At 72.1% G+C, this 10,369-nt stretch carries 11 protein-coding genes; 5 read left to right on the top strand and 6 right to left on the bottom strand.

Going from position 1 to position 10,369, the window contains the following annotated elements; translation table 11 throughout:
- Together ACQKIP_RS29370 and ACQKIP_RS29365 are read right to left on the bottom strand one after the other, a co-directional pair.
- Positions 1-1,396 (bottom strand): ATP-binding protein (locus tag ACQKIP_RS29370; protein WP_427744596.1); only part of this gene is annotated, 1,396 nt, incomplete at its 3' end.
- 155 nt (positions 1,397-1,551) lie between these two features.
- Positions 1,552-1,758: a hypothetical protein gene (locus tag ACQKIP_RS29365; RefSeq protein ID WP_365862438.1), complete on the bottom strand. Its 207-nt coding sequence runs from the start codon at positions 1,756-1,758 to the stop codon at positions 1,552-1,554.
- A 243-nt stretch (positions 1,759-2,001) separates the two neighbouring features.
- Here ACQKIP_RS29365 and ACQKIP_RS29360 point away from each other — a divergent pair, with 243 nt between their 5' ends.
- Both ACQKIP_RS29360 and ACQKIP_RS29355 read left to right on the top strand, forming a co-directional pair.
- The gene (locus ACQKIP_RS29360; protein WP_365862439.1) at positions 2,002-2,688 is read left to right on the top strand and encodes a hypothetical protein; all 687 of its coding nucleotides are present in this window, start codon (positions 2,002-2,004) and stop codon (positions 2,686-2,688) included.
- Positions 2,689-2,703: 15 nt separating this feature from the next.
- Positions 2,704-3,669: a transporter substrate-binding domain-containing protein gene (locus tag ACQKIP_RS29355; protein WP_365862441.1), complete on the top strand. Its 966-nt coding sequence runs from the start codon at positions 2,704-2,706 to the stop codon at positions 3,667-3,669.
- A gap of 34 nt (positions 3,670-3,703) precedes the next feature.
- Here the strand turns inward: ACQKIP_RS29355 and ACQKIP_RS29350 are convergent, their stop codons facing one another.
- On the bottom strand, positions 3,704-4,801 hold the full coding sequence (locus tag ACQKIP_RS29350) for an NADH:flavin oxidoreductase/NADH oxidase (RefSeq protein WP_365862443.1): 1,098 nt from the start codon (positions 4,799-4,801) through the stop codon (positions 3,704-3,706).
- 136 nt (positions 4,802-4,937) lie between these two features.
- Here ACQKIP_RS29350 and ACQKIP_RS29345 point away from each other — a divergent pair, with 136 nt between their 5' ends.
- On the top strand, positions 4,938-5,303 hold the full coding sequence (locus tag ACQKIP_RS29345; protein WP_365862445.1) for an ArsR/SmtB family transcription factor: 366 nt from the start codon (positions 4,938-4,940) through the stop codon (positions 5,301-5,303).
- Positions 5,304-5,375: 72 nt separating this feature from the next.
- Here ACQKIP_RS29345 and ACQKIP_RS29340 read toward each other — a convergent pair whose 3' ends face one another.
- A complete protein-coding gene (locus ACQKIP_RS29340; RefSeq protein WP_365862447.1) occupies positions 5,376-6,725 on the bottom strand; it encodes an FAD-dependent oxidoreductase in 1,350 nt (449 codons plus the stop codon).
- Positions 6,726-7,095: 370 nt separating this feature from the next.
- Here ACQKIP_RS29340 and ACQKIP_RS29335 point away from each other — a divergent pair, with 370 nt between their 5' ends.
- Complete coding sequence (locus ACQKIP_RS29335) at positions 7,096-7,467, top strand: DUF6214 family protein (protein WP_365862448.1); 372 nt, start codon at positions 7,096-7,098, stop codon at positions 7,465-7,467.
- A gap of 59 nt (positions 7,468-7,526) precedes the next feature.
- On the opposite strand, the gene ACQKIP_RS29330 is transcribed toward ACQKIP_RS29335, so the two are convergent.
- Positions 7,527-8,456, bottom strand: coding sequence for a LysR family transcriptional regulator (locus tag ACQKIP_RS29330; protein ID WP_365862450.1), 930 nt, complete (start codon positions 8,454-8,456; stop codon positions 7,527-7,529).
- Between the two features lie 138 nt (positions 8,457-8,594).
- Between ACQKIP_RS29330 and ACQKIP_RS29325 the strand changes: the two genes are divergently transcribed.
- On the top strand, positions 8,595-9,842 hold the full coding sequence (locus tag ACQKIP_RS29325; protein ID WP_365862452.1) for an MFS transporter: 1,248 nt from the start codon (positions 8,595-8,597) through the stop codon (positions 9,840-9,842).
- An 18-nt stretch (positions 9,843-9,860) separates the two neighbouring features.
- On the opposite strand, the gene ACQKIP_RS29320 is transcribed toward ACQKIP_RS29325, so the two are convergent.
- Positions 9,861-10,369 (bottom strand): DUF305 domain-containing protein (locus tag ACQKIP_RS29320; RefSeq protein WP_427744592.1); only part of this gene is annotated, 509 nt, incomplete at its 5' end.

The following is a 10,369-nucleotide window of genomic DNA, read 5'->3' as shown; positions in this document are numbered from 1 at the left end:
GGGCCACATAGCCGCGTACATAGCCGCGCAGCGCCGGATCGGCGCCGGTCGGCAGGCCCGCCGCGAGCTCCGCGGACTCGTGCACGCGGCCGTCGAGGAGCAGCGCCTCGACCGCCTCTACGGCGAGCCGGTCGCGTTCCATGCCGGTCGTCGCCACGCGGGAGGCGTGCCGCAGATGGGTGCCGGCGACCGCCCACTGGCCCGTGGCCGCCTCGCGCCGGGCGCACGCGGCGAGGGCGGCGGCCAGATGCTCGTCCGGGCCCGTGGCGGCCAGCACCCGGTGGCGCAGGCTGGCGTAGTCGTCGTCGACCAGGGCGGCGGCCCGCGTGTGCAGGTCCGCCCGGTGCGCGGGCCCGATGTCCTGGTAGACCGCGGCGTGCACCAGCGGATGCGGGAAGGCGATCTCGGGCACGGCCCCCGGCTGGGTCTCCTTCAGGAGCCCTGCCTTGACGGCCCGTTCGAGCGCGGGCAGGGGAGCGGTGACCCGGGCGAGCGAGGCGGCCGTGCCCAGCGGGCAGGAGAGCCCGAGGACACTGACCGCCTGGACGAGCCGCAGCGCCTGGGGTCCGCACTCCGCGAGATTGGCGAGCACCAGCATGGCGTACGACCGCGGGGCGGGCAGTGGCGTGGTGACGTCCCGCAGGACGTGCGAGGGCACCTGGTCCAGGAGCGCGCGGGCGTGCAGCGGATTGCCGTGCGTGTGGTCGCGCAGCCGTACGGACGCGGAGTGCGGAAGGCGGTCGTTCCATAATTGGGCGCCCAGCGAGGCCAGTTCGTCCGGGCTGAGGCCGTGCAGCGGGATCCGCCGGGTGCGGACGTCGGCGAGCAGCCTGCGGATGCCCTCCGGCAGCTGGGGCGCCTGCGGGTCCCGCGCCGTCACGATCGCGAGGACCTTGTCGACGCGCAGGCGCCGCAGCGCGAACGTCAGGGCGTTCAGGGACGCGGAGTCGGCCCAGTGGGCGTCGTCGAGCACCAGGATGACGGGCCCTTTGTCCTGCAACTCGCTCAGCAGGTCGAGCAGCCCGAAGCCGGCCGCGAGTGGCGGCAGGGTGCCGGGCGCCGAGCGGGGTGTGCGCACCAGTGAGCCCAGGCAGTCCGGGATCGGGATCGGGCTCTGCCCGACGAACTGGGCGAGCACCCCGCAGGGCAGCGCGCTCTCGTTCTCCTCGCCGCTGGCCTGGAGCACACAGGCGTCGCCCGCGGTGTCCAGGAACCTGCGCACCAGTGCGCTCTTGCCGATGCCGCCGGGTCCGTCGACCAGGACGAGGCGTGGTGTGCCCTCGCAGGCCTGGCCGAACTCCTGCTGGAGCACGGCGAGTTCGTGCGTGCGACCGGAGAACGCCTCATGGGACGCCGGTGTCCGGGCGTGGCCGTACAGTGTGTCGCCGGACGTCATCACCGCCCCTGCCTGTCGGCACCCGGTACGGGCGCCGGGACGGTGACGGCGACGCGTGCCGGGCGCATGGCCCTGAACGTCCACGATGATGCCGGGACCGGCCCGGATACAAGCACATTCCGCGCTCCGGGAGACCTGTTTGCCGTGCCGTGGGATCAGGCGCCACAGGAGTCGCCATCCGTCGCGGAGGCGGGTTCCGCGCTCTCCGCGGACACGGCGTCCGGCGGTTCGAGCAGCGAGAGCAGTTCGAGCCAGCCGTGAAACGGCGTGCGGTGGCCCGCGTCCCCTTCCTCGTCGTTCTCGTCCACCACGTTCCCGTGGACGCCCCCCGGCGAGCGGAACACCTCGATGACGTAGCGCACAACGCCCTCCCGAGGGCCGGTACGGGCCTTGAAGCCTGACACATCGCGACAGGGCCACGGTAGGAACCCCGGCACGCACACCGCTTCGGGGAGTCACCTAGGGATGTCCCCGGGGCCCGACCCTTGGCCAAGGCCATGACGCCCCGAACACCCCTTGGAATAACGTACGTTCCGCTGTTTGACGTCACTCTCTGTGGCATCCTTGCCCTCCACACGCATCAGTTGCACGCAGGGGGGTGTCACATGACTGCGCCGACGGAGCGCGCCCCCGAGGGCGGCGGGACACGCGGTGGGGCACGTCCGCCGGAAGCGGCGGAGAAGAACCTCCTCGGGCAGCAGTTCGTCCTTCACCTCGTGGCGATGCTCGTCCTGGTCGCCGTCGCGGTCTGGGGCGGTACGGCCGCCGCGGTCACCGCGGCCACCCTCTTCATCGCGTACGCCTCGACGATGACCGGGCGCGCGGCGAAGAGCGAACGGCCCGAGGCGGCCCAGCATCTGCGGGCCTTCCTCGGTGCGATGTTCGTCGCGCTGGTCGTCGGCGCGCTCGCCTGGGGCATCCGCTCGTCGGTGCTCGCGGCGCGGCCGGTCGACGTGACGCCCAGGGCGCGGCTGGCGAACGCCAACCTCGACGCCGACGGAACGGCGCGGCTCACCGTGAAGGCCGATCCGGGCGACAGCGGCGAACTGCGGGTGACCTTCGCGGCGTCGGACGGGGTGTCCGGGGGCTCTCCCTGCCTGGCCCTGAGCAGCCTGCGGTTCCAGGGCGCGGACATAGTGGCCAAGGGTCCGGTCGGCCTGAAGCACACCCTCACCACCACGCTGGATCTGGTGGACGGCACGGGACCCGAGGTCTCGGCCGACATCCGGCTCGACGACGGCGACGACTGCCGGGTCAGCCTCACGCTCGAGAAGGCGGAGTACCGCCGGTAGCCCAAGGGAGACTCCATGTCCTTCACCGCGCGGCGCCCGCGGCTCGCCGCCGCCGTATGCCTCCTCGCCCTCAGCCTGACCGCCGCGTGCGGCGGCGGTTCCGGGGACCGCTCCGACGACGCGAAGCCTTCCGGGGACTCCGGCACGAAGAGTGCGGCGCCGCCTTCGCTGTTCACCGAGAAGACGCTCAACGTCGCGGTGAAGAAGGGACAGCCGGGCTTCAGCACGCGCAGCGAGGAGGAGGACGACTTCGCGGGCTTCGAGGCGCAGCTGGTGGAATTCCTCAGCTCGAAGCTCCGCTTCGAGGCCGCGGACTGGGACGTCCAGTCACGCGACCGCGAGAACGTGCTGCGCAACGGCAGCATGGACCTGGTGGTGGCCACCTACTCCATCACCGATCCGCGGGACAAGGAGGTCGACTTCACCGCCCCGTACTTCAAGACGTACCAAGGGGTGCTGATCCGGAAGGGATACACGGGCATCAAGACGCTCGCGGACGTCGACGGCAAACGGGTGTGCAGCGTGCGCGGCTCCACCGGCGACCCGGACAGCGAACAGGACGACAAGGCCAAGCGGGCCATCCGCGCCGCCCTGGGCCAGGAAGTGGTGGCCGAGCTGCGCAACAGCTACAAGACGTGCGTCAAGGAGCTCGTCAACGGCAACTTCGAGGCCGTCTGGACGGACAAGATCATCCTTGAGGGCTTCGCCCAGGACCCGCGCTACGCCGACAAGGTCGAGGTGGCGCGGAGCATCACGGTCAAGAACCGGCAGTTCTACGGCATCGGCCTGCGCGAAGGCCAGCGGGCGGACTGCCGTCGCCTGAACGACGTCCTGGAGGACTTCCTCCAGACCCGCTGGTCGCTGGCCTTCCAGACGTACTTCCCGAAGGTCACCGCCCGCACGAGCGCCTTCGAGCAGGACTACAAACCCACCGACTCCGAGTTCAGGAAGCTCAAGCAGACCTCGTGCGGCGCCAAGTAGCCCTGCGCGCAACGCTCGTGGCGCGCAGGAGGGCTCAGACCATCCGGTGGTACTGCTGCGGGGTTGCGACCTCGCCGCCGAGTTCGTTCGCGGCGTGGCGGGCCCAGGAGGGGTTGCGCAGGAGTTCGCGGCCCAGGAGCACGGCGTCCGCCTCGCCGTTGGCGAGGATCTTCTCGGCCTGCTCCGGGTCCGTGATCATGCCGACGGCTGCCACGGGCAGCGACGTCTCGGCCTTCACGCGGGCCGCGAACGGCACCTGGTAGCCGGGGCCCGCCTTGATGCGCGCCTTCGGGGCGTTGCCTCCGGTGGAGACGTCCAGGAGGTCCACGCCGTGGGCGTGCAGTTCCTTCGCGAGGCGGACCGTGTCGTCGGCGGTCCAGCCCTCGCGCTCGTCCTCGGGGTTCTCCGTCAGCCAGTCGGTCGCGGAGATGCGGAAGAAGAGGGGAAGCTCCTCGGGCCATACGGCGCGGACGGCGTCGACGACTTCGAGGGCGAGTCGGGAGCGGTTCTCGAAGGAGCCGCCGTACTCGTCCGTGCGGTGGTTGCTGAACTGCGAGAGGAACTCGCCGATGAGATAGCCGTGGGCGCCGTGGATCTCGACCACCTCGAAGCCGGCGTCCAGTGCGCGCCGCGCCGCGTCCGCGAACTGGCCGACGACGTCCCGGATCTCCTCCTGGGTGAGTTCGTGCGGCAGGAGGTGGCCCTCGTCGAAGGGGAGCGCGCTGGGCGCCACCGGCTGCCAGCCGTGCTCCTCCTGGCCGAGGGGTCCGCCGCCCTTCCAGGGGCGGTCGGTCGAGGCCTTGCGGCCCGCGTGGGCGATCTGGATGCCCGGCGTCGTACCGTGGGTCTTCAGGAAGCCGGTGATACGGCGGAAGGCCTCGACCTGCGTGTCGTTCCATATCCCGAGGTCGGCGGGGCTGATGCGGCCCTCCGGGCTGATTGCCGACGCCTCCACGAGGATCAGGCCGGTGCCGCCTGCGGCGCGCGCGGCGTAGTGGGCGAAGTGCCAGTCGTTCGCCACACCCGCGTTCGGCCCGAACACCTCGGCCGAGTACTGGCACATCGGCGCCATCCATACGCGGTTGGGCACGGTCAGCGATCGCAGGGTGTAGGGCTCGAACAGCGCGCTCACGGCGGACTCCATTCGTCACGGGCTTCGGGACTGCTCGTACGATAGACCTCGTAGTACGGCAGATGTCAAACTACGATGGTTCTCGTACTATGGAGGCCTTCGAGAAGACGTGAAGCCCCGACGAAGTGGAGCCGTCATGAGCACCGCCGCACCGACCAGCACCCGTGCGCTCGACCACCCGACGCGCGCGGAGATCCGGCTGGAAGGTGTGCTGCACGCGCTGTCGGACCCGATGCGGCTGCGAGTGGTGCGGCAGCTGGCCAGGGACGAGGCGGGGCCCGACGGGCTCTCCTGTTCGCAGATCGACCTGCCCGTCACGAAGTCCACGAGCACCCACCACTTCAGGGTGCTGCGCGAGAGCGGCGTGATCCAGCAGATCTACCGCGGCACGGCCAAACTGAACGGCTTGCGCCGGGATGACCTGGAGGAGCTGTTCCCGGGACTGCTTGACAGTGTTCTTGCGGCGGCGACGGCACAGGAGGGGCGCGCGAGCGCCCTTTAGGGGCGCGGGGAACTGCGCGACAAGCCCCCACGGAGCTGCGGACTCACTACAAGCCGCAGCGCAGCGCTGACCTCACCGCTCAATGCCCCGCGCAGCGGCCCGCAATCCCGGCCAGTCCGGAATCTTCACGGGCCCGCGCCCCAGCGAGAGCCCGAGCGCCGCCTCCGCCCGCTCGATGGAGAGCCAGCCCTGCCACTCGACGGGCCGCAGGCCCGCCGCACGCAGCGCGGCCAGCGGATCCTCCGGAACCCCCCGCCGTACGAGAGCCGGCGCGTCGTCCAGCAGGGAGAGCACCGTCTCCTTGGCGCACGGACGGTTGGTTCCGATGACGCCCGTAGGCCCCCGCTTGATCCAGCCCGCCACATACTCGCCGGGCGACGCGGCACCCTCCCGCAGCACCCGCCCCGCGGCATGCGGCACCGTGCCGGGACCGGGGTCGAACGGCAGCCCCTCGATCGGCACCCCGCGGTAGCCCACCGAGCGCAGGACCAGTTGCCCCGCGATGTCCTCGTAGCGCCCGGAACCCGTCACCCCGCCGTGCCCGTCCGGCAGCGTCCGCTCGAACCGCACCCCGCCGACCCGGCCCGCCGCCTCCGTCACGGCCACCGGGCGCAGGAAGAAGCGCAGCCGGATGCTGCGCGGCAGGTGCTGCGCCGGGCGCTCGGCCCAGGCGCGCATCACCTCGATGTTGCGGCGGCCCGCCGCGGGCAGCCCCGAGGGGTCCGCGTACGCGGGATCGAGCGCCAACTCGGCCGGATCCACGATCACTTCGGTGTCCGGAAGCGAACCGAGCTCGCGCAGCTCCTTGGTGGTGAAGCGGGCCTGCGAAGGGCCGCGCCGCCCCACCATGTGTACCTCGCGCACCCGGCTCCCGGCGAGCACGCCAAGGGCCGCCTGCGGCATGTCGGTGGGCCGCAGCTCCGCCACACCGCGGGCCAGCATCCGGGCGACGTCCACCGCGACGTTCCCGACGCCGATGACGACGGCGGAGTCCACGCCTGCCACGAAACCGTCGGTCGTCGCGTCCGGATGCGCGCTGTACCAGGACACGAACTCCGTGGCCGAATGGCTCCCCGGCAGATCCTCGCCCGGCACGCCCAGCTTGCGGTCCGCCGCCGCGCCCACGCAGTAGACCACCGCGTGGTAGTGGTCGAGCAGCCGGGCGGCGGGCAGGCCGCCGGGGCCGATCTCGATGCCGCCGAGGAAGCGGACGTTGTCGTGTTCCAGGACCGAACGCAGGTTGTTCTGGAGGGACTTGATCTTCTCGTGGTCCGGCGCGACACCGTAACGGACGAGGCCGTAGGGGCAGGGCAGCCGGTCGATGACATCGACGTGCACCCCCGGCACGCGGTCCTGCTGGACGAGGGACTGCGCGGTGTAGACCCCGCTCGGGCCCGATCCGACGACGGCGACCTGCAGCACGGCGGTGCTCCTTCCGCGAGGCGGCCTCGGGGGATGAATTCAGCATCGCACCCCCGTGCGCCGAGGGGGAGATGCGGTGAGGGGCGCGTTGATCCGGGCACCCCGCTCCGGGACCGGCCCGGCACGCTCCGGGACCGGCCGCCGCACTGCCGAGGGTCGCCGCGCGGGCTTGTGTGCCGGCTGCGCGCCGCCTGCGTCCGGCCTGCGTGCCGTTCGTGACCTAATGCGATCGCACGGCTACCTTTTGATTGTGCTTGAGAGCTCCTTTCTTGGCGTTTCTGATCACTATCGACCGAATGCTGCTGAATCACCCGCAGGCCTGCCTCCGCCCCCATCCCCATCCCAGTCCCCGCCCGCGCCCGCCTTCCACGTGCGGCTGACCTTCGGCGACGGAGCCGCCGTCGACGCACGGGCCGTGGTGACGCAGGGGCGGATCACCCTGGAGGGCCTGCACGCCCACCCGCAGGACCCGGTCGCCGACGCCCCCGTCCCGCCTCCGGCTCGCGGCGACGTCGTACGTCTGCAAGAGCCCCCCGCCATGCGACGCGCCCGCCCGTCATGGCCGCGCGGGCGCGAGGGCAGGCTGATGGCGGCTCAGGAGTACCGCACGGCGCAGGCCGAGGGGCGGGACCCCGTGCTCGCGGTGATGCACGCGAGCGGCCGCAGCCGCCGCAGATCGCTCAAGCTCATCGCCGCCGCGCGGGACGCGGGCGCCCTGCCCGCACGCCACAACCGCCGCTAGAACCCGGCGCTGCTAGAACCCAGGGCCGCCGGAACCGGGCGCCGCCAAAACCGGGCCGCTCACCGAGCCCAGGACGGCGTCCACGTCCCGGCGCCGGGGTGAGCGGGCCGCAGGGCGTCGAGGTGGTCGCGCAGGGCGGTGAGCGCGGGGTGCGGATTGTCGCGGTGCCAGATCAGCGAGTGCGGATAGACCGGCATCGGATCGCGCACCGCCAGGCGCCGCAGGTCGTCCTCGGCGGGCCAGACCAGCCGGGTCAGCTCGCCGACGAAGGTCGCGAGGTCCGGGGAGCGCGCGATCGTGTCCAGGAGCGGCTCGGTGCCGAAGGCGGGCCCCGTCGCCTCGACGGTGATCCCGAACGCGGCGGCGAGATCCTCGTAGTAGGCGGCCCACTCGGTCCCGGCGACGAGGCCGGGCATCCAGATCCTGTGCCCGGCCAGCTGCGCGGGCGTCACCGTGCCGGCGGCGGCGAGCGGGTGGCCGGGACCGGTGAGGAGCTCGACGGGCTCGTCGAACACCCTGGCGGCCTCGATGCCGTCGGGCAGCTGTCCGGGGGGCAGCGTGAGGGCGCGGAAGGACGCGTCGACGCTGCCCGAGCGGACGGCGCTGAGCGCCGCGTCGGCGTCGAACAGCGTCACGACGTCAAGATCGGTGCCGGGATGCGCCCTGGCGAAGCCGCTCAGGAGCCCCGCGGGCGCGAGCCGCCGCCCGATCACGTCGACCCGCAGCGCCCGGCGGCCGGGCCGCACCGACGCGGCGGCCCGCTGCTCGGCCCGCAGGAGCTCGCGGGCGTGGGGCAGGAACGACTGCCCGTCGACGGTGAGCCCGGCCCCGCGCGCGGTACGGGTGAACAGCCGCACCCCGAGGTCCTTCTCCAGCGCCGCGACCCGCTTGGAGACGGCCTGCTGGGTCACCCCGAGCACGGCGGCGGCCTCCTGGAACTGCCCGGTGTCCGTGACGGCGACGAAGGTACGCACGGCTTGGAGATCCACGCCGCTCATCCTAGGAGTACAACCGATGGTTGTGCGCCCCGGCCGATGCGGTTGTTTGACCTCCGGGACCCCCGCCGGTTTGGATGCCGCAGGTCAGCGCGGGGCTGGGCGGGCGAAACGACGAGGAGCGGCACCGGCATGGAAGCCAGGAGGCCCCTCGGGCGGCAGTTCGGATGGCTGTGGGCGGCCTACGCGGTCAGCACGTTCGGCACACGGCTCGCGTTCGACGCGTTCCCCCTGATCGCGATCCTCGCCCTGGACGCGGGCCCGGCGCAGGTGTCGGTCCTCGCGGCGGCGGGGGTCGCGGTGGGCGCGGTCGTCGCGGTGCCGCTCGGGCCGTGGGTGGAGTTCCGCCGCAAGCGGGCGGTGATGATCGCGACGGACCTGATCCGGTGCGCGGCGCTGCTCAGCATCCCGGCCGCGTACGCCTTGGGTCTGCTCGGCTTCGGGCAGCTCCTGGTCGTGGCCGTCGTCGTGGGCGCGGCCGACATCACCTTCACCGCGGCGAGCGGTGCCTGTCTCAAGGCGCTCGTACGGCCGCAGGACCTGCTCGTCGCCAACGGCCGCCTGGAGTCCACCAACTGGACCGCCCTGGTGCTCGGGCCGCCGCTCGGCGGGGCCGCGATCGGGCTCTTCGGCCCGGTGATGACCGTGGTGGCCGACGCCGTCAGCTATCTGCTCTCGGCCCTGGGGCTCCGCGCGATCGGCGGCAAGGAGCCGCACCCCGTGCGCACCGGGGCGGGGGCCCGCTTCAGGGCGGGCGACCTGCTCGACGGGTGGCGGCACATCCTGGCGGGCCCGGTGCTGCGCCCGCTGTTCTTCAACACGCTCCTCAACAACGGTCTGATCATGGCGACATCGCCGCTCCTGATCGTCCTGATGGTCGGCGAACTCGGCTTCGCGCCCTGGCAGTACGGCCTGGCCTTCGCCGCGCCCTGCATCGGCGGACTGATCGGCTCGCGGCTCGCCCGGCCGCTCGTCGAACGGTACGGCCGGCACCGGGTCCTGCTCACCGCGGGGACGCTGCGGGCGTGCTGGCTGTTCGGCCTGGCCTTCATCGGCCCGGGCGTCGCCGGGCTGGTCCTTGTCGTCGTCGTCGAGTTCGGCCTGATCACCTGCTCGGGGGTGTTCAACCCGGTCTTCGCCACCGTCCGGCTCGACCACACCCCGGCGGACCGCGTCGCCCGTACCCTCTCCGCGTGGTCGGTCACCGGCAAGCTCAGCATCGCGGCCATGACCGGCCTGTGGGGCCTGCTGGCCGCCGTCACGGGACCGCGCACCGCGATCGGGATCGCCGGGGTCCTGCTCCTGGCCTCGCCGCTGCTGCTGCCGCGGCGCGACCACGCGCCGCTCGACGAGCGGGACGCCGCGCGCAGCTGCGGCTGACCCGCCCCGGCGCCCGCCTCACATCTTGCGCATCCGGCTGATCTCCGCGGTCTGCTGTGCGACCACGTCGTTGGCCATCTCCTCGACCTGGATGTTGTTGCCGTCGGAGAGCAGGTCCGTCGCCATGGTGATCGCGCCGTTGTGGTGAGTGATCATCAGCTTCAGGAAGAGCTCGTCGAAGGTCTTCCCCTTCGCGGCGCGCAACTGCTTCAGCTGCCCGTCCGTGGCCATGCCCGGCATCGTCCCGTGGTCGTGCCCCGGCTGCTTCTTCGCGCCTCCGTGGTTCTTGAGCCAGCCCTTCATGGCGCCGATCTCCGGGCGCTGGGAGGCCGCGATGCGGTCGGCGAGGCGCTTGACCTTGGTGGACTCGGCACGCTTGGGGGCGAGTTCGGTCATCGTCAGGGCCTGGCCATGGTGCTTGATCATCATCTGGGTGTAGGTGAAGTCGGCCGAGTTGGGGCTGTCGTCGTCGGCTCTCTTCTTGGCCGCTTCCTCGGCGGACATGGTCGCGGCGGTCTCGCCCGGCT

It is taken from the genome of Streptomyces sp. NPDC059900 (assembly GCF_050270335.1).
Taxonomy (GTDB): Bacteria; Actinomycetota; Actinomycetes; order Streptomycetales; family Streptomycetaceae; genus Streptomyces.
The sequence above is the reverse complement of the archived record's forward strand: the minus strand, read 5'-3'. Positions and strand labels throughout refer to the sequence as shown.

Coding starts and splice junctions, on each gene's coding strand:
- ACQKIP_RS29360 (WP_365862439.1), top strand. CDS start 2,002: ATGACTGCGCCGACGGAGCGCGCCCCCGAGGGCGGCGGGACACGCGGT.
- ACQKIP_RS29355 (WP_365862441.1), top strand. CDS start 2,704: ATGTCCTTCACCGCGCGGCGCCCGCGGCTCGCCGCCGCCGTATGCCTC.
- ACQKIP_RS29345 (WP_365862445.1), top strand. CDS start 4,938: ATGAGCACCGCCGCACCGACCAGCACCCGTGCGCTCGACCACCCGACG.
- ACQKIP_RS29325 (WP_365862452.1), top strand. CDS start 8,595: ATGGAAGCCAGGAGGCCCCTCGGGCGGCAGTTCGGATGGCTGTGGGCG.